The sequence below is a fragment of the Telluribacter sp. genome (assembly GCF_035998675.1).
GTDB lineage: Bacteria > Bacteroidota > Bacteroidia > Cytophagales > Spirosomataceae > Telluribacter.
Map to the genome: position 1 here is coordinate 19,041 of NZ_DASYHI010000006.1, position 23,894 is coordinate 42,934.

The following is a 23,894-nucleotide window of genomic DNA, read 5'->3' on the forward strand; positions in this document are numbered from 1 at the left end:
CATGCTGATTTTCAGACACGAAAACGCGCAGAATCAGGTTTCACCCGAGCAGATGGAGGCCTAGATGAAGCAGACAATTTTGAAGAACATCGCCACCTTTGGGTAAGTGAGAAATGCTCGCGCAACTACTCCAAATCCACAAATAGTTCTGACCTCACCTTATGAAACTTTGCGTAGCCCAGACCCGTCCCTATAAAGGCGATATCCAAAGCAATATCGAAAGCCATAAAAAATGGATCGAACTGGCTCTCTCGTACGGAGCTGATACGATTATTTTCCCCGAGCTATCCATCACGGGATACGAACCGGAGTTGGCCGCAGCGCTGGCCATGAGCCCGGACGATAGCCGTCTGGATGTATTTCAGGAAATCAGCGATAGCCGGCAGGTGACCCTGGGCGTGGGAGTACCTACCCCGGCCCCGGCGGGTACCTGCATCAGTCTGGCACTTTTTCAGCCCAATCGGCCCCGGCAGCTCTACTCCAAGCAATACCTGCACGCCGACGAAGTACCTTACTTTGTGAGCGGCCCCAGTACTTCGGGGCTAGCAGGTACCCAGGGGGAAATAGCCCTGGCCATTTGCTACGAACTTTCGGTCCCGGAGCACGCGGAGGCCGCCGCCAAACGGGGGGCCGGTATCTACCTTGCCAGCGTGGCGAAGTCGGTGGAGGGGGTGGAGAAAGCGCATCAGCGGCTGGCCGAAATAGCAAGTACCTACGCCATGACGGTTCTGATGGCCAACTGCGTGGGGCACTGCGATAACTTTGACTGCGGCGGCCGGTCGGCCGTCTGGAATAAGCAGGGGGTACTTGTGGGGGAGCTTACTGGTACTGATGAAGGAATTCTTATTTTTGATACAGAGACGCAGGGAACAACAGAGCTAAGAGTATAAAGTACCTGCTTTGCCACTTCAATAATTATTAATTGAAATGTTCTCAATATAGAATTAGGTATCGGCTATTCCGGATAAAATGGGCCGACACTAAACAAATAAACGATTAGGGTATGAAACACCTGGAAACCCAATGGAAATCCCGTGACGGGCTCACGATTTTGGGCCAGGGCTGGGAGCCGGATGCCCAGCCACCTAAAGCGATAGTTTGTCTGGTACACGGTCTGGGTGAACACAGCGCGCGCTATGCCCACGTGGCGGAGGCCTTTGTCCGGGAGGGCTACGCGCTATTCGCGGCCGATACGCGGGGGCACGGCCGGTCCGAAGGGCCGCGCGGACATATACCCTCCATTGAAGCCGTCATGCAGGATATTGACGGACTCCTGGAACAGGCACGTACCAGCTACCCCGAATTGCCGCTATTCCTGTACGGGCATAGCCTGGGGGGAATTCTGGTCCTGCACTACGGACTCAAGCGCAAACCCGCTGTCCAGGGTGCCATAGTAACCAGTCCGGCCCTGCACACGGCCCTGGAACAACAACCCGCCAAGGTCATGGCCGCCAAAGTACTGGGTACCTTTCTGCCGGGGGTGTCCCTGCCCAGCGGCCTCGACCCCACCCAGATTTCGCGCGATGCCAGCGTAGTGCAGGCCTACACCAGCGACCCGCTGGTACACGACAAAGTAACCCTGGGGTTTGGCAAGATTATGATCGGGGTGAATCAGTGGACGCTGGAACACGCCCGGGAGTTTCCGCTTCCCCTCCTGCTCCTGCACGGCCAGTCCGACGCCATCGCCTTCGCTACCAGTAGTACCGAATTTGCCGCGTCGATGGGTGATAAATGTTCATTGTCCGTATACGAAGGTGCTTTTCATGAATTACACAACGAACCCGAAAAGAAGGAAGTATTCAGGACTATGACGGACTGGCTCGATACCCAATTGGGGAAATAATAATGGATCAAAATAAAATAAGTGCCTCATCGAAATCAGTTTGCATTAAACATTTACTATATCCCGACATAAGTAGTTAACTATCAGTAAAATAAAAACTAACGGCTATAAGCTAACAGCTACTTATATGATCAGGCCCTATACTCCCGCCGATAAGGAGCAGCTTATACACCTCCTGAAGCTCAACACGCCAACGTACTTCGACTCTTCCGAGGAGCAGGACTTTAGAGAGTACTTCGACCGGCATTTGGAAAGCTACTTTGTAGTAGAGGAGGATGGACAACTAGTTGGCTGCGGAGGCATTAACTACTTCCCCGACGATCGGCTCGCCCGGATCACGTGGGATATAATCCACCCCGACCACCAGGGCAGAGGCCTTGGCAAAGAGCTGACCTTATTTAGAATCAACGAAATCAGGAAGAACCCGGAGGTAGAGCTGGTCGTGGTACGCACCACGCAGCAGGCGTATCAATTCTATGAAAAGGGGGGCTTTCGGCTGGAAAAAATGGAAAAGGACTACTGGGCCGAAGGCTTTGACCTGTACTACATGACTCTGCCTCTGGCCGGAGGTACCCCCTGAAAGATTTTGGGTCAATTTATCGCACTTACTAAAATGAAATTTCCAGCATGAAACAGATAAGTACTTCCTGCCGCATTTTTATAACTCCGCACTAAATAAATCCCACATAGTCAGCAACTTTTAGTAATTTTAATCTACGGGTTAAGCCTGACCTCTTTTGCTCATCCTGACGGAAAAATACTTAGTACTTACCTATATACGTGGAGACCAGAGACCACCAAAAACGGGGCGCCACCGAAAAGCCTGACGAGTAGGAATCTAAAAACACACCAGTATGCCAAAGTATGTGATTGAGCGGGAAATTCCGGGAGCCGGAGATTTAACCGCGGAGCAATTGAAAGGGATTTCCCAAACTTCCTGCGGGGTGTTGAACTCCATGGGCCCCCATATCCAGTGGGTACAGAGCTACGTAACGGGCGACAAAATTTACTGCATTTACAATGCGCCTGACATCGACACGGTAAAAGAGCACGCCAAACAGGGCGGTTTCCCCGCCAACGCGGTCAATAAGGTATTCACGGTCATCGACCCCACAACGGCTGAGTAAGAACAAAATAGTGAATTCAGGTCTTGCCCAAACGGGCGCTTCAGGTAGGTTCACCACCCCGCTGAGGTGCCCGCTTATCTTTTTGTTCTCCTTCCAAAAGGTTAGCCACCGGCTGTTGGTCAGTCCGGTAACAGTCTGAAAATTCTTCTATATTTGCTGGCTAAAAAATATTTCATGAGAGCCCGGCTATCGCTTCTTTTCTTTTTTGGATACATCGGCTTTGCCCATAGCCAGTCGCCCCAGGCCGTAAAGGCCGTGCAGGACTATTCCCGGACTATTTACCCCACGCTGGACCGGCTCTACAAAGACCTGCACCAGACTCCCGAGCTTTCACTCCACGAAGAAAAAACCGCCCAGAAAATGGCGGCCGAGCTAAAGGCGCTGGGTTTTCAGGTTAAGGAAAAAATGGGGGCCCACGGCGTAGTGGGAGTACTTATGAACGGCCCCGGCCCGACAGTACTGATCCGGACCGACATGGATGCGCTGCCGCTGGAAGAAAAAACCGGCCTTCCCTACGCCAGTAAAGCTAGGGGCGTCAACGCCGCCGGTAACGAGGTCAATATCATGCACGCCTGCGGCCACGACATTCACATGACCGTGTTTGTGGGTACCGCCCGTACACTGGTGCAGCTAAAAAACCAGTGGAAAGGTACCCTGGTGATGGTGGCGCAGTCGGCCGAAGAGAATGGCCTCGGCGCGGACCTGATGCTCAAGGCGGGCCTGTTTGACTTTGCCCCGGTACCCGACTTCGCCATTGCCCTGCACGATAACCCGTTCCTGCCGGCCGGTACCATCGGCTACCGCGAAGGCCCTTTTATGGCCAGCGTGGACATGATGGACATTACGGTCTTTGGGGAAGGAGGCCACGGAGCCGCCCCGCATACCACCAAAGACCCGGTAGTACTCAGCGCCCAGATGGTCATGGCCTTCCAGACCGTCGTTAGCCGCACCCTCAACCCCATTGACCCGGCCGTGGTAACGGTGGGCTCCATTCACGGAGGTACCGTACATAATATCACCCCCGACGAAGTAAAAATGCAGCTGACCCTGCGTTCGTACAGTCCGGAGGTGCGGGAGAAAATTATCGAAAGCATCCGGCGCATCAGCACGAGTCTGGCGCAGTCGGTGGGGCTGGATAATTCTAAAATGCCCCAAATTTCCATTCGCGACCCGCAAACCCCCGCTACCGTCAACGACCCCACCCTGACCCGCCGGCTCATAGGCGTGTTCAGAACCCAATTCGGGCAGGATAAAGTAGTTGAAATGGAACCTTACATGGTTGGGGAAGATTTCAGCCGTTTTGATATGGACAAAAAGGTACCTATCTGTATGTTCTGGCTGGGTACCCTGGCCCCGGAAAGAATACAGGCGGCCAAAGCCAAAGGAGAACAACTACCTTCCCTGCACTCCCCTTTCTTTGCTCCCGTACCCGAGCCTACCATCAAAACGGGCGTTACGGCCATGAGCCTGGCGGCGCTGAACCTGTTTGGCAAGTAAAGTACTGGTAGGTTTCGGCCCCTGGCTACACACAGTTTTTAAAGTCCCGATATTAAAAAGTGACTACTGCTTTTAGGTTTCGCACCAACTACAACCCAATGAAAAAGTACTTTAAAATTAGTAATTACGCTTACCCTCTCCTCACATTGTTTGCTTTAGTACTTGCCCCCGCTGTTGCACCGGGCCAGGTCCGTCTCTCGCCCGATGAGTTGTACGGCCCCTTATTTAAAGACGTCCAGATGAGTCGCGTATTTCCCGACTCCAAGACCTTCCCCGACTGCATTCCCCTGTACGATGCGGCCCTGATTCTGGAAAAATACAGCCGCGCCAAAGGGCAGCCGGGTTTTGACCTGGCCCGGTTTGTCAGCGAAAATTTCAGCCTGCCCCCAACTCCTAACACGGGCTACGACAGTAATACCCAACTCAGCACCGCCGAGCACGTTCGGCAGCTGTGGCCGGTACTTACCCGCACGCCCGACGACCAGAAAGGAGCCGGTTCGTTGCTTCCGCTGCCCCAACCGTACCTGGTACCGGGTGGGCGCTTCCGGGAAATCTACTACTGGGACAGCTACTTTACTATGCTGGGCCTGCGGGAGTCGGGCCGGGGCGACCTCATCGAAAATATGCTTGACAACTTTGCCTACCTCATTGATACCTACGGGCATATTCCCAACGGCAACCGGGCCTACTACCTGAGCCGCTCCCAGCCTCCCTTCTTTTCGTTGATGGTACGCCTGTACAGTCAGATGAAAGGCCCCGCCGTACTGAGCAGGTACCTACCCCAGATGCAGAAAGAGTATAGTTTCTGGATGGAGGGTGCCGACGGCCTTTCGCAACCTTACAGGGCCCACCGCCGGGTGGTGCGGTTACCGGACAATGTAGTTCTTAACCGCTACTGGGACGACCGCCCGGCGCCGCGGCCCGAGGCCTACCGGGAAGATGTAGAACTGGCCCACCAGGCCGAAGTCAAAGGGGGTACCCCGCCGGAGAGTACCTACCGCAACATCAGGGCCGCCGCCGAGTCGGGCTGGGATTTCAGCAGTCGGTGGTTCCGCGACAGCAAGACCTTCTCCACCATCCAGACTACGGAAATCCTGCCCGTGGACCTTAACTGCCTGATGTACCACCTGGAAGCTACCCTGGCTGAGGCCTACCAGTTGAATAACCAGGGTGTGCTGGCCGGACAGTACCGCCAAAAGGCCGAAGCCCGGAAGGCGGCCATCCAGAAGTACTTCTGGGACCCGACCCGTACCTTCTACATGGACTACGACTTTGTGGCGCAGCAGTTCAGCAACGTATTCTCGCTGGCAGGTACCTACCCTTTATTCTTCGAAATAGCTGATCCGCGGCAGGCCCGGGAAGTCGGTCGGCATATCAAGATAGAATTTTTGAAGCCGGGCGGGGTACTAACTACCCTTAACCGCACCGGTCAGCAGTGGGACGCGCCCAACGGCTGGGCACCCCTGCAATGGGTTACCTTCCGGGCGCTCCGCAACTACAATATCAACGACACCGCCTTTAACCTCCGCGACAACTGGCTGAACCTGAACGAAAAAATATTTAAGAGTACGGGCAAGATGATGGAGAAGTATGACGTGTCCAATACTAACCTGGAAGCGGGCGGGGGTGAGTACCCTAATCAGGATGGTTTTGGCTGGACAAACGGTGTGTACCTGCGGATGAAAAACAGTAAGAAATAGGCCTGTAATAACCTTCTGCTCACTTTAGGCGTTTAAAAATAAAAAAACCGTTAAAGTGAACAGATTTAAGCCTATGCCATCCGACCCGTTCGGGCGAGCCAAAATACCCACTTCACTGGGACAAACTCAAACCTCACCCGATGAGTTGTACGGCAAGCTGTTCAAGGATGTGCAGACGAAGCGCATCTTTCCTGACTCCAAAACATTCGCTGATTGTATACCTCTTTGCGACCCCGTCCTGATTATTGAAAGGTACTTTCACCTGATGCACCGGGCCGACTTTGACCTGGATCGGTTTGTAAAGGATAATTTTCAGATACCCAAAGAAATTAAAATAGATTACCAGCCCGATCCCCGGCAGACTGTCGAAGAACACATTGAGGAACTCTGGTCAATTCTGACCCGGGAGCCCGGCGGACAGGAGCGGGGCGGCTCGCTGCTGGTACTACCCCGGACCTACGTAGTACCGGGCGGGCGCTTCCGCGAAATCTACTACTGGGACAGCTACTTTACCATGCTGGGCCTGCGGGAATCGGGCCGTGTTGACCTGATCAGGGATATGGTTGATAATTTTGCCTACCTCATTGATCGCTTCGGGCATGTTCCCAACGGAAACCGTACCTACTACCTGAGCCGCTCCCAGCCCCCTTACTTTTCGCTCATGGTAAAACTCCTTTGTGAAATAGAAGGAAACGAAATCCTGATTGAGTACCTTCCCCGACTACAGCGGGAATATGACTACTGGATGAACGGGATGGACCGCCAGGGTCACCCCCACACGGCCTACCGCCGGCTGGTGTACCTGCCGGAAGGCGTTTGCCTGAATCGCTACTGGGACGACCGCGCCACCCCCCGGCCGGAAGCTTATTTGGAAGATATTGAGCTGGCCCATGAAGCTACGAGGGAGTCGGAAGTAGATGATGCCGACGTTTACCGGCACATCAGGGCCGCGGCCGAGTCGGGCTGGGACTTTAGTAGCCGCTGGATGCGCGATGGCAAAAACTTTGCCTCCATCCACACCACCGATATCATACCCGTAGACCTCAACTGCCTGATGTATGACCTCGAATGTACCCTGGCCGATGCCTACGAACTAAAAGGGCAGTCGGAGATGGGTCTGCGGTTTACCCACAAAGCCCGGGTCCGGGCTAAAGCCATCCAGAAATATTTCTGGGACCCGGCCCGCAATTTTTTCATGGATTATGATTTCAGAGCCAAAGATTTTACCAAATCATTTACCCTGGCCGCTACCTATCCACTCTTTTTTAAGCTGGCAACCAACCGGCAGGCCCACTACGTTGACACCTACCTCCGGCTCAACTTTCTGCGTTCGGGCGGCCTGCTCACTACTCTCACCCAAAGCAGCCAGCAGTGGGATGTACCCAACGGCTGGCCCCCCTTGCAATGGACCGCTTACCAGGGCCTGCAAAACTATAATCTTAAACGTACCGCTGACCGCCTCCGCGACAACTGGCTGAACCTGAACGCCCGAACCTTTAAGCATACCCGGAAGATGCTCGAGAAGTACAACGTCATTGATACCCACCTCGAAGCCTGCGCGGGTGAATACAAACTACAGGAAGGATTTGGCTGGACGAATGGTGTATATTTGCAAATGAAAGTAAACCGGGTAAAAAGTCCCGTTCCCTCACTCCTATTTTAACCTAACCATGCTTTACGTCATTCATGCGTACGATTTTACGGACGAGCAGACGCTGGAACGCCGCCTGGCGGTTCGTCCCCAGCACCTCGACACCGCCCGCCGCCTCAAAGCGGAAGGTCATTTTGTCATGGGCGGGGCCTTACTCAGTCCGGAAGACAAAATGATCGGCTCGCTGATGGTCGTTAATTTTGAGGACGAAACTAGTCTACGGCAGTGGCTCGACCATGACCCCTATGTGCAGGGACGGGTGTGGGAGAAAATAGACGTAAAACCCTTCCGCGAAGCCCTGTTATGAGCAGCCACTTTATCTCCTCCGGGCTTGGCCTGGTTGCTTTCCTGGCTTTACTGGCTTCCTGTAGTACGACCAAAGACTCAACCTCGCAGACCGATTCAACGAGCCTGGCCCTGGACACCACCCAAATCCAGAATTCACCAAATGATTTTTATGCAATTCCCGGCGAAAAAGTAGGGAATGTAGGCCCTGAGTCCAGTGAGGAAAATCTTATTGCCATTCTGGGTACTGAAAATGTCCGGCGGGACACTATTTACATCGGAGAAGGTGAATACCGGATTGGTACTACCCTATTCAAAGGTACTTCCGACGAAGCCCAGATCCTGTGGCAGGATACGGTGAGGTACGCCCGTCCGGAGCTGGTTCGGCTTATTCCGGCCACCAGCCCCGAAAATTCGCAATGGCTGGTGGAAGGAGGCCTGCGGGTGGGGGCCACGCTCAGGGAAGTGGAGAAGCTCAACGGAAAGCCCTTTGAACTGTACGGCTTTGGCTGGGACTACGGCGGGACCGTTTCGGACTGGAAAGGAGGCAAACTTACCTATTCGACCAACGGCAAAACTTATCTTGGAGCAATTTTTGTTTACGATTACAACGAGACTGATCAGGATGCCGTTGCCGAGAACGTCATGGGCGATGCTACCTTTCTTTCCAGTAATCCGGCCATGCAACAGTTAAATCCACGCATATTTTCACTAGAAATTCGTTTTCGTTAATGATTGAGGCAGCGATTTTTGATATGGATGGCCTGCTGGTGGACTCTGAGCCCATCTGGCAGGAAGTAGCCATAGAAATATTTGAAACAGTAGGCGTACAGTTAACGGTTGAGATGTGCCAGGAAGGTACCGGACTCGGTACGGCCGACTTTGTAAAATTATTCTACGAACGCTTTCCCTGGGAAGGAAAAAGTCAGGAGCAGGTAGGACAGGAAATTATTGACCGGGGGCACGAGCGAATCGGGGTAGAAGCCCAGATCATGCCCGGAGCCCGGGAAACGGTCCGATTTTTTTACGAACGGAATATTCCCATGGCGGTAGCGTCGGCCTCTCCCATGGAGATAATCGAAACCGTGTTAAAGCGCCTGAACCTGATCGCCTACTTTTCCCTGTGGCATTCGGCCGTACTGGAACAGCGCAGCAAGCCGCATCCTGACGTGTATTGGAGTACGATAGAGAAATTAGGGGTAAAGGGCAGTCGTTGTGTGGCCTTTGAGGATTCGGGTAACGGGTTGCGTTCGGCGCACGCGGCCGGCATGCTGACTGTAGCTGTACCAGCTCCTTACGAATACGATGAACCGAAATTTGACATAGCCGATATAAAAATTCCGTCCCTCACCCATTTTAACGAGGATATTTTTAATACATTGGTACAAAAAATGCCACTTTCTGAACAACCATGAAACTTTCTCTATATCAATTAGATGCCTTTTCGGATCGTCTTTTTGCCGGTAATCCGGCCGCTGTTGTTCCCCTGAACGAATGGCTGCCTGCTGAGCTGATGCAGCAAATAGCCGCGGAGAATAACCTGGCCGAAACGGCTTTCTTTGTTCCTACCGAAAGTGGCTATCATATTCGTTGGTTTACGCCGGTTACCGAGGTTGACCTTTGCGGGCATGCGACTCTGGCCGCAGCCTATGTACTTTTTGAGGTTCAGGGGAAGGCGCAGAACGAAATCCTGTTTGATTCCCGAAGCGGTGAACTACGGGTACTTCGGAAAGACGGATGGCTGACGCTGGACTTTCCGGTGGATCATTTCCAGGTGGCGGTACCTCCTCCGGCGCTAAATGAAAGTATGGACTCAGTAGTACCACTGGAAGTATTTAAAGGAAAAACCGACTATATGGTGGTCCTGGAAAATGAAACCGAAGTACGGGAGCTGCGGCCGGACATCATTATTCTTTCCACCATTCCCGCGCGCGGTATTATTGTAACGGCCCCCGGCGACGAGGTTGACTTTGTGTCCCGCTTTTTTGCCCCCCAGTCCGGTATTGATGAAGACCCCGTAACCGGCTCGGCCCACACCACCCTGGTACCTTACTGGGCCAGGCGACTGGAAAAAACGCATCTGGAAGCTCGGCAGATCTCCCGGCGGGGAGGAGTGCTGCGCTGCGAACTCAACGGCGACCGGGTTTGTATCAGCGGGCAGGTAAGGCTGTACTTAACCGGAGAAATAGAAACAGAATAGGTACCCCATGATTCGTTACGTCGCTCAGGAGGGACCGCTCTCTCCGGATAGTACCAACGAACTTCTGCGTCTGCATTTTCAGATTTTTACCGGCGATACCCGGGAGGCCCTGGCGGAGGAAATCGCGCGGGCTGACTCTCTTTTTACACTTTTAGCCTACGACGACCAGCAACTGATCGGCTACAAGATGGGGTACCGTCGCAAACCCGGCCATTTTTACAGCTGGCTGGGCGGGGTACTTGCGGCGTACCGCAAGCAGGGCATCGCTTCCGGGCTAATGGTTCGGCAGCACGCGTGGTGTCAGCAAAGGGGCTACCATACCATTCGCACCCAAACCATGAACCGCTGGCGCGCGATGCTCATCCTGAACCTCCGTCACGGTTTTGATATAGTAGGCCTGATAGCTCCTGCGGAGGGGGAACCCAAAATTGTGCTTGAAAAAAAGCTGTAGTAAGTATATTTCCGTCCGGGCCAGAGCTAACTTTTCCTGACTTTTCCCCGTTGGGCCATCGACAACCCACCTATCACCAGCGCAGTACCCACGTACGTAAAAACAGTAATGGGTTCGTCCATGAGCCACCAGGCAAAAAAGAAACCGAACAGGGGGCATAGGAACAGCCACAACGAAGCCCGTACGGTGTCAAGCCGGAGCAGGTAAAACCAGCACAGCAGCGCCCCCGTCGAAACCGCCAGGCTCAGCCACAGCACCGATGCCCAGAACCGCTGGTCCCACTGCGTAGCCGAAAAATCACTGATCAGGGCCGTAAAGGGCAGCAGCATAATTCCCCCGATAGCTACCTGCCAGCCGTTAATGAGCAAATTGGGTAACTTCCATTGGATGGTAGCGTAGTAAACACTCGCCGCCGATACCGCCACCATACTTATCATTAACAAAACTACCCCTCCCATAGTAGTATAACTGTCGCGCAGGAGTGGATAGGTGGCAATACCCACGCCAATCATACCCAACAAGACCCCCAGCAACTCGGCGCCGGAAGGCTTACGTCCCAGCCACCAGACCGAGAGCAGAATAATAAGGAGGGGACTGGTAGCGAGGGAAAGGCTACCGATGCCGGCCGCAGTATATTTCATGGCATATACGTACAGTCCCAGGTAAAGCGTTGTGTTAAGAAAGCCAAATAAGGCCAGTTGGTACCATTCCCTGCCCTGAGGCAGTCGGTAAGATGAATCTGGCCGCAACAGGTAACTATAACCCAATAGTAATGAACCCGCTATAAAGAAACGTAAGTTAGCCAGTACGAGCGGCTCTGCCGACAGTACTCCAAACTTAGTAGCAACCGAAGCCGATGCCCAAAGCATTGCAAAAAGAAGACCGATGAAACTATTTTTCAATGAAAAGTGATCAGTTTGCCAAAAATACAAGGATCACTTTCCCTACCCAACCTTCTTTTTTATTTTTAAATATGAATCGTGAGAAAGCCTTGTTCAGGATATTAGTTTTTATACCCCTATTTTTTTCTTTTTCGTCTTTCGCCCAAAAAAGCTGGACGTATGATTTTAGCAATGAATTCGAAAGTGTAGAAGGTACCGCTCCCCCCCTGCGCCCCCTGGGCGAAAAAGGTAAGTTTGTGGAGGAATCGCTGCCCGAACTGGGAAATTCTACCCGTACCGTCTATCAGTTTGAAACAAACAACGGCCTGCAGTTTGACAACAAAGCTGCCGATGGTTTCCTGAGCCGCTCCTTTACCGTAGAAATATACTTTAAGCTAACCTCCCTCGATAGCTGGAAGAGGGTACTTGATTTCAAAAACCGGAAGTCAGACTTTGGCTGTTACATTCACCACGGCAAGCTCAACTTTTTTAACCTGGCCACGGGAGAGAAAGCCGCCGTGCAGCCCGACGAATACGTACACTACGTGTATTCGCGCCATGCCGAAACGGGTATGGTACGTATGTACGTTGACGGGGAGTCGAAGGTGGAGTTTAAGGATACGGACAAAGAAGGTATGCTGGATTCAGACCAGGTACTTAACTTCTTTTATGATGACCTGGTCGTAAACCACGAAGCGAGCGCGGGTTCGGTGGCCCTTATCCGGCTCTACGACGAAGTCATGACCCCGATACTGGTGCGGAAGAGTTTCCGGGAGCTTTCGCGGAAGCTCCCAACCCGAAGTACCACGGCCAAAACTACCAAAGTACCGGCTGCACCAGCTGTCACTACTCCGGTGGCTGGCACTATAGGTACGGAGGCGGGCCTGGTGGAAGTGACCGGAAAGGTGTACGATTCACGGAAAATGGATTTTCTGGGAGATGTGGATGTGATTGTGCGCCCTACCAACAGCGACTCTATTGTGGCCCGGACCAAGGCCATAAACGGCGAGTACCGCTTCAGGCTACCGGCGCTCGAAACCTACCGTATCACAGCTACTATGCCCGGTTATCAGGCTAAAAGTATACTGGTGCAGCCCAAAGCTCAGGGCGAACCCGTAAAAAGCCTGATAAATATGGCGCCCGAATTCTTTGACAAACCCATAGCTACCGTGCCGTTTGTGCAGAGTAAGGACAGCCTAATTGCCGAAGCGCGGGTACGCCTGGACTCCGTCGCGAGTTTCCTCCGAACCCGCCCCGACCTGAAAATCAATCTGGAAGGCCATACGGACAACGTGGGAGATTTTGAAAAGAACCTGTTGCTGTCGTGGCAGCGGGTCCTGATTGTAAAAAATTATCTGATTGAGGTGGGCATAGACCCCAACCGCATCGATGGCAAAGGCTACGGCCCTACTCGCCCCGCCTCCCATAATAATTCGGAGCCCTCGCGGCAGACCAACCGGCGGGTGGAAGTTTGGGCCACGCCTATAAAAAGATAGAGCCACCCCATCTGGGAGGTGGCTCTATACTGACTATTCCTAAACCCTTAACCTTTTTCTTCTTAAAATAACTAACTCATTTTACAGATTACTCTCCGCAGTGGGTACCACCAGTGGTGGAATTTCGGAGGTAACTGGTGTCAGACTGTTTAAGTCAAAATTCCAGATAAACCGGATTGAGTTAGCTGTCTTGTCTAAATTGCGTTTCCACTGTTGCGCTTCGGCATCCTTACGGCGTTGGAGCTTGTTGCTCAACTTAGACACCGCTTTGTTGAAAGCCTCACGTTGCTCAACGGGTACGCTCATTAGTCTGGAAGGCTTTTCGCCGTAGTATCCTACTACTGTTTCAATCACATTCCAGCTTTCCAAACGCGAAAAAGCAGTGAGCTCTTCCTTAATAAAGCCAACAAATTCTTTCTGGCTTCCGTTCGCAATTACATAAGCTTTTGTATTCGAATCTCTACTTAAACTATCAGAATATCCTTTTACAGGAGCTGCGCCGAGTACTACTCCGAATACAAGGGCAAAGATAACATTTTTTCTTAGACTTTTCATGGTATTGTTCAATTTGTGTTTCTGAATTATGAACGTACAAATATCCATAAAAAGTGCCACCTCAACAAGTACACGTATAGCCTCAAACAGAAGTTTATTCTGAATTTAGTTTTGATTTAACGATTCAAAAAGATACATATCTTTAATATTACAATTTAAACAGTATTTTATTTCGCTATTAAAGTAAGCCAACCAACATTCATTCTGTTTAGGAATAATGCAAAAATTCTTTATATAGTACAATCATTGATTAAAAATATTCATCGTTTGCTGTATCCCCATAGTACAAAAAGACGTAACTATGTCACCGGCACGGTCTAAAAACAGGGGTAACTCGTCCATTTCTTTATCTGTAAAGGGGTTAAGTACGTAATCGACCTGGCGGCCTTTGGGAAAGTCATTCCCGATTCCAAATCGCAGCCGGGGGTAGTTGGGTGTGCCCAGCAGTTCTTCGATATTCCGCAGGCCGTTATGCCCCCCGTGCGAGCCCTGGGGCTTTACCCGCAGGGTACCATAGGCTAGCTGCAGCTCGTCTACCACCACCAGCAGGTTATCGACCGGAATCTTGTAAGCGTCCATATAGTACCTTACTGCCTTTCCGCTCAGGTTCATGTAGGTAGTGGGCTTTATGAAGTGGAGCTGTCGCCCTTTGTGCTTCCACTCGGCGGTGTAGGCCAGTCGCTCAAACTTGAACCGAAAATCGTGCTGAGCCGCCAGACGGTCCAGTACCATAAATCCTACGTTATGTCGGGTAAAGGCATACTCAGGTCCTATGTTTCCCAGCCCGGCTATAAGGTATTTCATACAGGTTTATTTAATAGTAACTGTGGTCAGGATGTTTGCCGCAAAGGTAAGGTAAATCCGGTCGGGGGTACAGCATCTATTTACACTATAGATTAGGTACTTCCCTGGATTTCGCCTGGCAGGTACCTGTTTCAGCCCCTGAGGTTACTGCAAGAAACAAGCCTGAATTATCATGGTTATTATTTTTTTTCTAACTTAGCACCGTTGTCCAGGAAGATTTCTTACAACCCGGCCCGGCCTTACAACCGGGCATTTTTAATTAAAGTATCTCCCCTCCTCCCGTTGTTTTGGGTGGCAGCAGGGGCCCTGGATTGGCAGGTACACCGCCAATAGTTGATAGTTGAAACCCTCAAATTTCGGGAATTATACCAATGACCCAGAAACGACTCATATTAAGTAGCCCGCTGCTGGAAATAATGACCAGCCGGTTGTGCCAGCAACTCATCGAAAGCCACCAGGACTTTTCGGATTCGGTGGTGATGGGCCTGCAACCCCGGGGCATTTTTTTTGCCGAACGTATTGTAAAAGAACTCAGCCAGCGAATGGGGCAAATCATCCCGCTGGGGTACCTGGACGCCACCTTTTACCGTGATGATTTTCGTCGGCGCGAAGCGCCCCTGGTACCCAGCAAAACCCAGGTACCTTTCCTGCTGGAAAATAAAAATGTAATACTTATTGACGATGTAGTGGCTACGGGCCGAATGGTACGGGCCGCTCTGGACGCCATGACGGCCTTTGGCCGCCCGCAGCGCGTGGAGCTGCTGGTCCTGATTGACCGCCGGTACAACCGCGACCTGCCCATAGAACCCGACTACGTGGGTATGCGGGTAAACACCCTGGATACACAGCGCGTTCAGGTGGAATGGAGCGAACAGGGATTCGATGCGGACCGAATCTGGTTGGTAGATTAATTTAACGTGGGCTTTATGAAAGGAAATAACAGAATAAAGGGTATCTGGCTGCTAGGCTGGCTGGTGCTGGCGACAGCTTGTGAAAAACAGGAGTCGCGCCCGGCACTGACGGTACCTGCTACCTACAACGGCACGCAGTTCCGGTCCAACGCGGCCCAGGAACTGGCCCTGATTTCAAACCTGGAAAAGCTGGTGCTACTGGCGCGGCAGGGGCGTACCGGCAAGGAAGTAGGCGTAAGGGACCTGACGCTGGCCTTTACTATCAGTAGTCCTGCGCTCAAAAACTACGCCACCGAATACTACATAAACCTTCTGCAGGGGGGAGACAACTACCTGCGCAGGCTGGCCGATGCCTCCGGCAAGGTATATACACCTGGAGTACCCAACGGTGGTACCGGCGGGGTATATGGCAGGTACCTGTTCGATGCTAACGGCGTGGAGCCTGAGCAAATTATTGGCAAAGGACTGCTGGGCGCGGCCCTGTACAATTATGGATTAAGGCTTTATACCCAAAACCCCAACCTGAACAACCCGGCCACCGCCGACCAGCTGCTGGCGCTGTATGGAGCTGGCCCAACTTTTACAAACAGTAGTAACGCGGTCAAACACCAAGCCCCCGACCGGGCCGTGGCCGCCTACGCCGCCGAACGGGACAAAAATGATGGCAACGGCCTGTACAACCAGCTAAAAAACCACTTCCTGACCCTACAGGCAGCCTACGAAGCCGGTGCCGACTACCAAACCGAAAGAAACAAAGCTTTTGCGGATATACTGAATACCTGGGAACGGGTCCATGCCGCGACTGTTATCTACAACAGCCTCCGGATTCAGAGCCTGCTGAGTGTACCCAATCCGGATGAAAATACCCGGGCGGAGGCGCTGCACCTTTACAATGAAAACATCGGATTACTGAATGGATTCAGGACCGTACCCAACCTGCGCCTACAGGAAAACCAGCTGAACGAACTCCTTACGCTGCTGAACTTTCCGCCCACCGGCTCTCCGACGCCCTACCGGCTGCTGACCAGTACGGCGACTGAACTTCCTAAACTCACGCAGGTAGTAACCAGACTGAAGAGTATTTATGGCTTCACGGATCAGCAGATGGAGGATTTCGGTAAAAATTGGGTAGCGGAGCAAAACCGTTAACGACCAGCGGTAGTTTTTGCAAGAGTACTACCACCCCAACTACCTATATCTAAATGTCACCTAATACGGGCAAATTTCTGATTATTATCGGGCTGCTGATTGCAGTGGTGGGCGTGCTGTTTTATTTCTTCCACGACAAGCTGAATTGGATCGGCCGCCTGCCCGGCGACATTCGGGTGGAACGCGAGGGATTTCGGTTTTATTTTCCGTTGGCTACCATGTTGCTGTTCAGCCTGCTGCTGAACCTGATCATCGTTTTGATCCGGAAGTTTTTTGGGTAGATGCCTCCCCGGTTGTTTTGGCTTTGCCAATGTCTTCGGTCTTATACGCCAGCTTATTAATATAAAATACCTCCCGCGGCGTAGCTACCGTGGTTGCCTTTTCGTTGCCCAACTTCTGCACACCGTAGGCCAGGAAGTACTTGTCGTACCAGGCCGCCAGGCTGGCGTTATCGTTATAAAGTACCTTTTCGTTGTCAGAACTGGGTTCAAGATCAAATTTTTCACTTTCCACCACTACCTTTTCCCGCCGGATTACCTCAGTATGGATGCTGCCCTCCTGGGGGTAAGCCAGCACAAAATAGTCATCAACCCGGGTTAGCTGTACCATTTCCTGCAGTTCAAAACTTACCAGGTTCTTGATGGCGAAGCTGTTATCCCATTTGTACCGGCCGTTGCGGTCAAATCCACACACGATAGCGTGGGTATAACGGTAGCCGTCCAGCGACTGGGAGTACTGGCGGCTCAGGCCGTTGATCATGGGGGGGCTCGATGACTTGTAGTTAGGATAGTATACTTCGGCCACCAGCACTATTTCGTCTTCCGTCTGGATCAGGTTATGTACCAGCAGGCGGTACCGGAAGCGGTTTTCCTTGCCCATCGACTTACGCTTACCGAGGCGGTCCAGCATGCGCTGTTTTCGCTTGGGTTTCATGTAGTTGAAGAAATTCTGTAACTCCGAAAACTCAATAAACTGCGGTTCTTCGGGTTCGTTGTCCCGGATATGGGTAATGTAAAGCCCCTGGGAGAAAGGCGTACAACCTATAGAATAGTTGCCAATCAGGTACGAATTATCGTCGTTAAGCGGCACAATCTGCCCGGAAATCAGGCTGTTACGCGAATCGCTCAATGTTGTGTTTTTAAGCAGCTTTCCGTCATAGTTATAGGTATGGATGGAAAACTGGCAGTTACCCTTCCGGAACGCGTAGGTAATGACATTGATAATACCGTCCTGCTCGTTGATATCTATATTGTTGATCTCCATGTTGCGCTCGTACAGGCCCGGTAGTACGCGGGTAGTACGGTCAAAGAACGAATGAACCAGCACCACCGGGCGGTTGCGGTAGTAACCTGCTATCAGGGCTTTACTACCCAGAACTTTAAACTGGTGTACATCCACGTTAGCCAGCAGGTCGCCCCGGTGAAAGTCCAGCTCGCCCCTTTCCAGGTCCAGCTGCAGAAACATGTAGTGATCGGTATCGGGTTCGGCAAACAGCCAGTAGGCGTAGTACTGGCTCTGGTAGGCCATGACGGGTATGTAGCGGTAGTCCAGGCTATATTCCCGCGACCAGACGGGTTTCAGGTCGGTATCGTACTTGGCAAAAACCCAGTGTTCATTGCGGGTATGCGCAAACTCGTTGCGGCGAATCACCACCAGGGCTCCTTTTTCCCCTAACGAAAACACCTCATGCTGCTCTTCCAGGGTATTGGCAATGGATATTTCCAGGCGCTGGGCTTGTTCCAGCTGCGCCAGGGCTTTCTGGTACGAAAGGAGTAAAACCGGCAGCACAATCCAAAGCCCTATCGTCCGAATGTTAATTATTTTCATAGGAATGCCTGAACAGAATTTTCAGCGGAATCTATTCTTCTACCGAAATATACAAAATCTCACTGACTCCTAAACCCAAATTCCTGAATAAGGTTAGCATTGGGTTCGGCACAGACTTATTTTTAGCCTACTTTTGTATCTTGAAACGCTGTGCAGCAGTATAACGCATATAAATGCAACATCATGTTCCCGGGAGCATGAATCTTCCTTATTTCAATAAAAACAACATGACTATTGAAGCTACGCTGAAAAACAACATCCGTCAGGCTATTCAGGAATGTTTTCAGACCTCCGTGGAGGAAATAATACTACAACCTACCAAAAAAGAATTCGAAGGCTTCTATACATTTGTTACGTTTCCCTTGACCAAGCCGCTCCGCCGCTCTCCCGTCGAGATTGGAGAAACTATAGGTACCTACCTCACCGGGAACTCCTCCGTGGTCAGTAGTTATAATGTGGTTCAGGGCTTTCTGAACATCAGCCTCAGCAATAGTACCTGGTTGGACCTCTTACAAAAGATAAGTACCGACCCGGCTTTTGGTACCTTTCCGGCCAACGGGCAGTCGGTGATGGTGGAGTTTTCGTCGCCCAATACCAACAAGCCGCTGCACCTGGGTCACCTTCGCAACAACTTTCTGGGTAGTTCGGTGGCCCGTATTCTGGCGGCCAACGGCTACGAAGTAGTCAAAACCTGCCTGGTCAACGACCGGGGCGTGCATATCTGTAAGTCCATGCTGGCCTACCGCGAGTTAGGCGGCCACGAAACGCCCGAAACGGCCGGCCTGAAAGGCGACCATCTGGCGGGTAAGTACTACGTAGAATTTGACCGGGAGTACAAGCGGCAGATCAATGAGCTGGTAGCGCAGGGCATGGGCGAGGAGGAAGCGGCCAAAAAAGCCCCCTGGATACTGGAAGCCCACCAGTTGCTGCTCAAATGGGAACAGGGCGATGCCGAAACCGTAGCGTTATGGCGGAAAATGAACGGCTGGGTGTACGAAGGCTTTAACCAGACTTACGACAAAATAGGGGTCCATTTCGACAAGACCTACTACGAGTCAGACACCTACCTGCTGGGAAAGGATATTATTGATGAGGGCTTAAAGCAGGGCGTTTTTTATAAAAAAGAAGACGGCTCGGTATGGATTGACCTGACCGAAGAAGGACTCGACCAGAAGCTCGTGCTGCGCGGTGATGGTACCTCGGTGTACATTACCCAGGACCTGGGTACTACCGAATTAAAGTACCAGGACTTCCACAACGACCGCTATATATGGGTAGTTGGCAACGAGCAGGACTACCACTTCAACGTACTTTTTGCCATTCTGAAACGACTTGGCCGCAGCTACGCCGAAGGCTGCTACCACCTCAGCTACGGCATGGTAGACCTGCCCACCGGCAAAATGAAGTCACGCGAAGGTACCGTGGTGGACGCCGACGACCTGATCCGGGAAATGTACGAAACCGCCGAAAACCGCACCCGTGAACTGGGTAAAATCGAGGATTTTAACGGCGAAGAGGCCCGGCAACTGTACCACACGCTGGCCCTGGGGGCCCTTAAGTACTACCTGCTGAAAGTGGACCCTAAAAAACGGATGCTCTTTAACCCCGAAGAATCCATTGATTTTCAGGGACATACCGGACCGTTTATCCAGTACACCTACGCCCGGGTCCGTTCTATTCTGCGCAAAGCCGAGCAGTCAGGTATCCAGGCTCAGGTACCTGCCGACTACGCGGCAGTACACCCGGCCGAGCAGGAGGTTATCTTCTACCTGTCGCTGTACCCCGCACGGGTAAAAGCGGCCGGGGAAGAGTTTGCCCCCTCTATTATTTCGCTCTATGCTTTTGAACTGGCCAAGGTTTACAATCAGTTTTACGCCGAGTTGTCCATCTTTGCCGATCCCGATCCCCAGGCGGTGCAGTTACGGGTAGCTTTGTCGGCCGCCGTAGCCGAAACAATCCGTCATGCCATGGGGTTATTGGGCATAGAAGTACCGGAAAAAATGTAAGTAGTTGTCAGCTTATTAGTAGCTGCTTTTCTCCAGTCTGTGTCTGGAAGTACCGAATAAAAAACACCCTTAATCCCTTTGCCAACGATGCAGTTTGTTAAATCAGTTATCATTATGTTGTTTTCCCTGATTTCAGGATTTTTTGCTAATAAAAAGGAAATAAAATTGAGACCCCAGCATACCGTAGAAGCTCCCGCTACCCTATATGACTTCAAAATGGCTACCCTGATTGGAGAAGATATTATTGACTTTAGTAAGTACAAGGGCAAGAAAGTAGTCCTTATTAATGTCGCTTCCGAATGTGGTTTTACGCCCCAATACGCCGACTGGCAGGCATTCCACGAAAAGTACGGCAAGAATATAGTAGTACTGGGTTTTCCGGCCAACAACTTCGGCGGACAGGAACCGGGCAGTGAGCAGGAAATAGCTACCTTCTGCCAGAAAAACTACGGGGTAACCTTTCAGCTTTTTGACAAAATAAGCGTGGCGGGCAGTGACCAGCATCCGCTGTACAAGTGGCTGTCGACCAAAAGCCTGAACGGCTGGAACGACAAGGCTCCCAGCTGGAACTTCTGTAAGTACGTCGTTAACGAAAAAGGCCAGCTCACGCACTTCTTCGCCTCCGCCGTGAAGCCCACCGACCCTGAGTTTAAAAAAGCAGTAGGATTATAGTACCTTTAAAAGCTTACTGCCTACAGCCTAAAGCATATAGCCTCTGAAATGAACTCCTGGATTCATGCGGCCCGTCCGCGTACGTTGCCCCTGGCACTTTCGTGCATCCTGATGGGTAGCTTTCTGGCCGCCGGTCACGGGTTATTCAGCTGGCCGGTGGCGCTGCTGAGTGCGCTCACAACTATTTTTCTGCAGGTACTTTCTAACTTTGCCAACGACTACGGCGACGCTGTCAACGGCAAGGACACTGACCTGCGGCAGGGACCGCGCCGGGCGGTGCAGGCGGGCCAGATTACCGCCGGTGCTATGCTACGTGCCATTATTATATTTTCTGCGCTGTCGCTGCTGACGGGTTTAAGCCTGCTGTATTTCGCTTTACAGAATGCACCCGCCAATACGTTCTGGGTTTTTCTGGGGATGGGACTGGCCTGCATCGCGGCGGCTATTACCTACACCGCCGGTAAGCGTCCTTACGGCTACGTCGGGCTGGGCGACCTGTCGGTCCTTATCTTCTTTGGTTGGGTGGGGGTACTGGGTAGCTACTACCTGCACACGCTGGTTTGGAACTGGAACCTGTTTCTGCCCGCTACCAGCTGCGGGCTGTTCGCGGTGGCGGTTTTGAATATTAATAATATCAGGGATATTGAATCGGACCGGGCTACGGGTAAGAATTCCATTCCGGTCCGGCTGGGACGCGACCGCGCCGTGCGCTATCACTGGGCCATCCTGACGCTGGGTATGGGTTGTATTCTGATGTATACCCTCCTCAACTACACGCATTTTACCCAACTCCTGTTCCTGCTCAGCTTCCCGCTATTTATCCGCAACGGCCTGGCCGTATCGCGTCTCAGCAAGGCCAGCGAACTGGACCCCTACCTCAAACAAATGGCCCTCTCTACGCTCTTGTTCGTGGTGCTGTTCGGGATTGGGGTGGTGGTGGTGTAATAGCACTCCGCCGAATTTCTCCAACTGATTTTTATTTTTATGAGAAATAAACACCATCATCTCCATCCAGACTTCCTTTATATTAGTACAAGCGAAAGACTTACTTTGTTGCTTTTTCAACTTGCTCTGGTTGAAGTACCTGTACTTCAGCGCTTAGTTGCATGGTACTTTAATTAAGCTCTTCCCTAATCAGTCATATGCCCCGCTTTTACAAGGTATTTAACCGCCCGTCCCAAACGGATGGACGGTTTACGCCGGATACCGTAATATTGATACTATGAAAATGAATAAATACATGATTTACTTTCGGAAAATAATGGGTATGCTGTTACTGGTAACAGCCAGCTTTGTCGTTGCCAATGCGCAGGGACGAGTAACCCTTCAGGATCAACCCAACGCAACGGTTAATCTGGACGAACCCCTGGATCTGGAAGAAAGCATTGGTATTGCGCTGCGAAACAATCCCCAGCTCAAACAGGCCGAGCTTCAGGTACAGTCGAACGGAAACATTTACGAGCAGTCGAAGTGGCAGCGCTGGCCGAGTCTGAGTTTTTCGGCCTCGCAGGGCTTTAGCCTGGGCCGTAACGTTGACCCTTTTACCAACCAGTTTGTTCAGCAGAACATCGCCTTTAACAACTACCAGTTGGGCAGCAGCGTGGTGCTGTTCGGCGGCTTTCAAACGCAGAACACTATCAAGCAGAATAGTCTTACATTACAGGCCAGCCAGAAAGACCTGGCGGCCACCCGCAACGATGTCATGCTGAATGTGGCCCTGGGGTACCTACAGGTACTTAGCAACCAGGAGCTCATAGAAGTAGCTCGCCAGCAGGTAGAAGCTACCCGGCTCCAGCTGGAGCGTAGCCAGCGACTGGTACAGGCCGGCTCCCTGGCCGAAAGTGCTTTGTTTGACCTGAGAGCGCAACAGGCCAACGACGAACTGTCGCTGGTAAATGCCCAGAACAACCTGGAGTCGGCCCAACTCTCGCTCAAGCAAGTGATGAACCTGCCGGGCAACCAGGAAATCAGGGTGGAGCCCATGAACGTGGGGGACCCCAGCCTGCGGGCCTACGACGCCACGGTTCAGGAGATTTTTGAAACGGCCATCCAGAACCTGCCCCAGATGCAGGCGGCAAAGTTGCGCACGGCGGCCGCCGCTCAGGCCGTAGAAGTAGCCCGGGGTGCCCGGCTCCCTACGCTGCTATTGAACGGTGGTGTGAATACTGCCTACTCCAGCGCCGCCCCCCGCGAGCGTTTTGTGGCTGACGGTAGCGGTAGCCGTACCATGGAAGTACCTTCCGCCTCTCGCTTTATCATGACCAATGGAATACGGGTACCGGTCGTTGATGTCGTGACCATTCCCAACGGGGCCGTTCGTCAGTTTGGGTACTTTGACCAGTTAGACTTTAACCGCAACGCTTCCTTTAACTTTAGTCTGCGGGTACCCATATTTACCAATTACCAGACCAGGTACCAGATTTCAAACGCACGTATCCAGCAGATGAATACCGAGTACCAGGGACAAATTGTGTTGCTGCAGATTCGTCAGAATGTGGAGCAGGCGTACATCGACATGTCCAACTCCGCCAAGCGGTACGTGGCTACGCTCAATCAGGTACAGGCCCAGGCGGAAGCGTTCCGGGTGGCCGAAAGCCGGTTTGGCGTGGGTGCCATTAACTCGGCTGAATACAACATTGCCAAGGCCAACCTGGACCGTTCCAGAGCCAACCTGGTCCAGACCAAGTACGATTATGTGTTTCGTACTAAAATTCTGGATTTCTACATGAACCGCCCCCTGACCGAATAACGGGGCCGCGCATTACAGACTACTTTTCTTTTAACAACTTTTACCAATTGCGGGCTGCTTCGGCGCTCCCACCTTTATCTTTTTAACTTG

At 52.0% G+C, this 23,894-nt stretch carries 24 protein-coding genes; 20 read left to right on the top strand and 4 right to left on the bottom strand.

What is annotated here, in order from left to right:
- The first annotated feature begins 161 nt into the window (after positions 1 to 161).
- The 12 genes from VGN67_RS01715 to VGN67_RS01770 all read left to right on the top strand — a co-directional run bounded on the left by VGN67_RS01715 (position 162) and on the right by VGN67_RS01770 (position 10,754).
- On the top strand, positions 162 to 890 hold the full coding sequence (locus tag VGN67_RS01715) for a carbon-nitrogen hydrolase family protein (RefSeq protein ID WP_327485034.1): 729 nt from the start codon (positions 162 to 164) through the stop codon (positions 888 to 890).
- A gap of 113 nt (positions 891 to 1,003) precedes the next feature.
- Entirely contained in the window at positions 1,004 to 1,843 is an 840-nt protein-coding gene (locus VGN67_RS01720) for an alpha/beta hydrolase (protein ID WP_327485035.1), read from the top strand.
- 127 nt (positions 1,844 to 1,970) lie between these two features.
- Positions 1,971 to 2,423, top strand: coding sequence for a GNAT family N-acetyltransferase (locus tag VGN67_RS01725; protein ID WP_327485036.1), 453 nt, complete (start codon positions 1,971 to 1,973; stop codon positions 2,421 to 2,423).
- A gap of 274 nt (positions 2,424 to 2,697) precedes the next feature.
- Positions 2,698 to 2,970: a DUF4242 domain-containing protein gene (locus tag VGN67_RS01730; protein WP_327485037.1), complete on the top strand. Its 273-nt coding sequence runs from the start codon at positions 2,698 to 2,700 to the stop codon at positions 2,968 to 2,970.
- A 174-nt stretch (positions 2,971 to 3,144) separates the two neighbouring features.
- Positions 3,145 to 4,467, top strand: coding sequence for an amidohydrolase (locus VGN67_RS01735; protein ID WP_327485038.1), 1,323 nt, complete (start codon positions 3,145 to 3,147; stop codon positions 4,465 to 4,467).
- A gap of 98 nt (positions 4,468 to 4,565) precedes the next feature.
- On the top strand, positions 4,566 to 6,167 hold the full coding sequence (gene treF, locus VGN67_RS01740) for an alpha,alpha-trehalase TreF (protein WP_327485039.1): 1,602 nt from the start codon (positions 4,566 to 4,568) through the stop codon (positions 6,165 to 6,167).
- Between the two features lie 55 nt (positions 6,168 to 6,222).
- Positions 6,223 to 7,830 carry an alpha,alpha-trehalase TreF gene (gene treF / locus VGN67_RS01745; protein WP_327485040.1) on the top strand — a complete coding sequence of 536 codons (1,608 nt, stop codon included), beginning with the start codon at positions 6,223 to 6,225 and terminating at the stop codon, positions 7,828 to 7,830.
- Positions 7,831 to 7,837: 7 nt separating this feature from the next.
- Complete coding sequence (locus tag VGN67_RS01750; protein ID WP_327485041.1) at positions 7,838 to 8,125, top strand: YciI family protein; 288 nt, start codon at positions 7,838 to 7,840, stop codon at positions 8,123 to 8,125.
- Positions 8,122 to 8,835 carry a hypothetical protein gene (locus VGN67_RS01755; RefSeq protein WP_327485042.1) on the top strand — a complete coding sequence of 238 codons (714 nt, stop codon included), beginning with the start codon at positions 8,122 to 8,124 and terminating at the stop codon, positions 8,833 to 8,835. The genes VGN67_RS01750 and VGN67_RS01755 overlap by 4 nt, the downstream gene beginning before the upstream one ends.
- The gene (hxpB, locus tag VGN67_RS01760) at positions 8,835 to 9,518 is read left to right on the top strand and encodes a hexitol phosphatase HxpB (RefSeq protein ID WP_327485043.1); all 684 of its coding nucleotides are present in this window, start codon (positions 8,835 to 8,837) and stop codon (positions 9,516 to 9,518) included. Before VGN67_RS01755 ends, hxpB begins: the two co-directional genes overlap by 1 nt.
- A complete protein-coding gene (locus tag VGN67_RS01765) occupies positions 9,515 to 10,303 on the top strand; it encodes a PhzF family phenazine biosynthesis protein (RefSeq protein WP_327485044.1) in 789 nt (262 codons plus the stop codon). Before hxpB ends, VGN67_RS01765 begins: the two co-directional genes overlap by 4 nt.
- Before the next feature lie 7 nt (positions 10,304 to 10,310).
- A complete protein-coding gene (locus VGN67_RS01770; RefSeq protein WP_327485045.1) occupies positions 10,311 to 10,754 on the top strand; it encodes a GNAT family N-acetyltransferase in 444 nt (147 codons plus the stop codon).
- A 26-nt stretch (positions 10,755 to 10,780) separates the two neighbouring features.
- Here VGN67_RS01770 and VGN67_RS01775 read toward each other — a convergent pair whose 3' ends face one another.
- Positions 10,781 to 11,656, bottom strand: a complete 876-nt coding sequence (locus tag VGN67_RS01775; protein ID WP_327485046.1) for a DMT family transporter — start codon at positions 11,654 to 11,656, stop codon at positions 10,781 to 10,783.
- A gap of 71 nt (positions 11,657 to 11,727) precedes the next feature.
- Between VGN67_RS01775 and VGN67_RS01780 the strand changes: the two genes are divergently transcribed.
- Positions 11,728 to 13,131 (top strand): OmpA family protein, encoded by a 1,404-nt coding sequence (locus tag VGN67_RS01780; protein WP_327485047.1) that lies wholly within the window; start codon positions 11,728 to 11,730, stop codon positions 13,129 to 13,131.
- Positions 13,132 to 13,212: 81 nt separating this feature from the next.
- Here VGN67_RS01780 and VGN67_RS01785 read toward each other — a convergent pair whose 3' ends face one another.
- Positions 13,213 to 13,686 (bottom strand): hypothetical protein, encoded by a 474-nt coding sequence (locus VGN67_RS01785; RefSeq protein WP_327485048.1) that lies wholly within the window; start codon positions 13,684 to 13,686, stop codon positions 13,213 to 13,215.
- A 243-nt stretch (positions 13,687 to 13,929) separates the two neighbouring features.
- Positions 13,930 to 14,490 (bottom strand): aminoacyl-tRNA hydrolase, encoded by a 561-nt coding sequence (pth, locus tag VGN67_RS01790; RefSeq protein WP_327485049.1) that lies wholly within the window; start codon positions 14,488 to 14,490, stop codon positions 13,930 to 13,932.
- A gap of 371 nt (positions 14,491 to 14,861) precedes the next feature.
- On the opposite strand from pth, the gene pyrR reads away from it, so the two are divergent.
- From pyrR to VGN67_RS01805, 3 genes are read left to right on the top strand one after another with little or no spacing between them, the layout of a single operon-like run.
- Complete coding sequence (pyrR, locus tag VGN67_RS01795) at positions 14,862 to 15,401, top strand: bifunctional pyr operon transcriptional regulator/uracil phosphoribosyltransferase PyrR (protein ID WP_327485050.1); 540 nt, start codon at positions 14,862 to 14,864, stop codon at positions 15,399 to 15,401.
- Between the two features lie 15 nt (positions 15,402 to 15,416).
- Complete coding sequence (locus VGN67_RS01800) at positions 15,417 to 16,550, top strand: hypothetical protein (protein ID WP_327485051.1); 1,134 nt, start codon at positions 15,417 to 15,419, stop codon at positions 16,548 to 16,550.
- A gap of 53 nt (positions 16,551 to 16,603) precedes the next feature.
- Positions 16,604 to 16,831 (top strand): DUF2905 domain-containing protein, encoded by a 228-nt coding sequence (locus tag VGN67_RS01805; RefSeq protein ID WP_327485052.1) that lies wholly within the window; start codon positions 16,604 to 16,606, stop codon positions 16,829 to 16,831.
- On the opposite strand, the gene VGN67_RS01810 is transcribed toward VGN67_RS01805, so the two are convergent.
- Complete coding sequence (locus tag VGN67_RS01810; RefSeq protein WP_327485053.1) at positions 16,800 to 18,377, bottom strand: hypothetical protein; 1,578 nt, start codon at positions 18,375 to 18,377, stop codon at positions 16,800 to 16,802. The two genes, VGN67_RS01805 and VGN67_RS01810, sit on opposite strands and share 32 nt — an antisense overlap.
- Before the next feature lie 227 nt (positions 18,378 to 18,604).
- On the opposite strand from VGN67_RS01810, the gene argS reads away from it, so the two are divergent.
- The 4 genes from argS (at position 18,605) to VGN67_RS01830 (ending at position 23,804) form a co-directional block, all read left to right on the top strand.
- Positions 18,605 to 20,383: an arginine--tRNA ligase gene (gene argS, locus VGN67_RS01815; protein WP_327485093.1), complete on the top strand. Its 1,779-nt coding sequence runs from the start codon at positions 18,605 to 18,607 to the stop codon at positions 20,381 to 20,383.
- 165 nt (positions 20,384 to 20,548) lie between these two features.
- Positions 20,549 to 21,055: a glutathione peroxidase gene (locus VGN67_RS01820; RefSeq protein ID WP_327485054.1), complete on the top strand. Its 507-nt coding sequence runs from the start codon at positions 20,549 to 20,551 to the stop codon at positions 21,053 to 21,055.
- A 48-nt stretch (positions 21,056 to 21,103) separates the two neighbouring features.
- On the top strand, positions 21,104 to 22,000 hold the full coding sequence (locus VGN67_RS01825; protein ID WP_327485055.1) for a 1,4-dihydroxy-2-naphthoate polyprenyltransferase: 897 nt from the start codon (positions 21,104 to 21,106) through the stop codon (positions 21,998 to 22,000).
- 277 nt (positions 22,001 to 22,277) lie between these two features.
- A complete protein-coding gene (locus VGN67_RS01830) occupies positions 22,278 to 23,804 on the top strand; it encodes a TolC family protein (RefSeq protein WP_327485056.1) in 1,527 nt (508 codons plus the stop codon).
- Positions 23,805 to 23,894: the final 90 nt, after the last annotated feature.

Bases quoted from the DNA above. Each gene is read 5' to 3' on its own strand.
- VGN67_RS01715 (WP_327485034.1), top strand. From the start codon at position 162: ATGAAACTTTGCGTAGCCCAGACCCGTCCCTATAAAGGCGATATCCAA.
- VGN67_RS01720 (WP_327485035.1), top strand. From the start codon at position 1,004: ATGAAACACCTGGAAACCCAATGGAAATCCCGTGACGGGCTCACGATT.
- VGN67_RS01725 (WP_327485036.1), top strand. From the start codon at position 1,971: ATGATCAGGCCCTATACTCCCGCCGATAAGGAGCAGCTTATACACCTC.
- VGN67_RS01730 (WP_327485037.1), top strand. From the start codon at position 2,698: ATGCCAAAGTATGTGATTGAGCGGGAAATTCCGGGAGCCGGAGATTTA.
- VGN67_RS01735 (WP_327485038.1), top strand. From the start codon at position 3,145: ATGAGAGCCCGGCTATCGCTTCTTTTCTTTTTTGGATACATCGGCTTT.
- treF (WP_327485039.1), top strand. From the start codon at position 4,566: ATGAAAAAGTACTTTAAAATTAGTAATTACGCTTACCCTCTCCTCACA.
- VGN67_RS01750 (WP_327485041.1), top strand. From the start codon at position 7,838: ATGCTTTACGTCATTCATGCGTACGATTTTACGGACGAGCAGACGCTG.
- VGN67_RS01755 (WP_327485042.1), top strand. From the start codon at position 8,122: ATGAGCAGCCACTTTATCTCCTCCGGGCTTGGCCTGGTTGCTTTCCTG.
- hxpB (WP_327485043.1), top strand. From the start codon at position 8,835: ATGATTGAGGCAGCGATTTTTGATATGGATGGCCTGCTGGTGGACTCT.
- VGN67_RS01765 (WP_327485044.1), top strand. From the start codon at position 9,515: ATGAAACTTTCTCTATATCAATTAGATGCCTTTTCGGATCGTCTTTTT.
- VGN67_RS01770 (WP_327485045.1), top strand. From the start codon at position 10,311: ATGATTCGTTACGTCGCTCAGGAGGGACCGCTCTCTCCGGATAGTACC.
- VGN67_RS01780 (WP_327485047.1), top strand. From the start codon at position 11,728: ATGAATCGTGAGAAAGCCTTGTTCAGGATATTAGTTTTTATACCCCTA.
- VGN67_RS01785 (WP_327485048.1), bottom strand. From the start codon at position 13,686: ATGAAAAGTCTAAGAAAAAATGTTATCTTTGCCCTTGTATTCGGAGTA.
- pth (WP_327485049.1), bottom strand. From the start codon at position 14,490: ATGAAATACCTTATAGCCGGGCTGGGAAACATAGGACCTGAGTATGCC.
- pyrR (WP_327485050.1), top strand. From the start codon at position 14,862: ATGACCCAGAAACGACTCATATTAAGTAGCCCGCTGCTGGAAATAATG.
- VGN67_RS01800 (WP_327485051.1), top strand. From the start codon at position 15,417: ATGAAAGGAAATAACAGAATAAAGGGTATCTGGCTGCTAGGCTGGCTG.
- VGN67_RS01805 (WP_327485052.1), top strand. From the start codon at position 16,604: ATGTCACCTAATACGGGCAAATTTCTGATTATTATCGGGCTGCTGATT.
- VGN67_RS01810 (WP_327485053.1), bottom strand. From the start codon at position 18,377: ATGAAAATAATTAACATTCGGACGATAGGGCTTTGGATTGTGCTGCCG.
- argS (WP_327485093.1), top strand. From the start codon at position 18,605: ATGACTATTGAAGCTACGCTGAAAAACAACATCCGTCAGGCTATTCAG.
- VGN67_RS01825 (WP_327485055.1), top strand. From the start codon at position 21,104: ATGAACTCCTGGATTCATGCGGCCCGTCCGCGTACGTTGCCCCTGGCA.
- VGN67_RS01830 (WP_327485056.1), top strand. From the start codon at position 22,278: ATGAAAATGAATAAATACATGATTTACTTTCGGAAAATAATGGGTATG.